The organism is Chitinophaga sp. GbtcB8, assembly GCF_019091455.1.
Classification (GTDB): Bacteria; Bacteroidota; Bacteroidia; order Chitinophagales; family Chitinophagaceae; genus Chitinophaga.
On sequence record NZ_JAGXJN010000559.1, the window covers coordinates 1 to 228 of the forward strand.

General features: G+C 46.9%; 1 protein-coding gene. It reads right to left on the bottom strand.

Translation table 11 applies throughout. The annotated features are described in order from the left end of the window. Window positions 1-57: 57 nt before the first annotated feature. Complete coding sequence (locus tag KVT36_RS33055) at window positions 58-189, bottom strand: hypothetical protein (protein ID WP_256449987.1); 132 nt, start codon at window positions 187-189, stop codon at window positions 58-60. Between the last annotated feature and the right edge of the window lie 39 nt (window positions 190-228).

Here is a 228-nt window from a genome sequence, read left to right on the forward strand (position 1 = left end):
CGGAGGTTATCTTTCATCTATGCTTATAAAAAAAGGCTGGCCGGTGAATAAAGCGCGCTAGTATGCGCTGCTGGTATCTGCGTTTACAGTGTTGCCTATTTTTGCTTCGCGGTACACGCAGGTTATCTGGGTAGTGGTAGGATGGATCAGTCTTTCCATTGCCGGGAATGCTGCTTGGTGCGCTAACATTTACACCATTGTATCTGATATTCTGCCGGGTATGTCTGT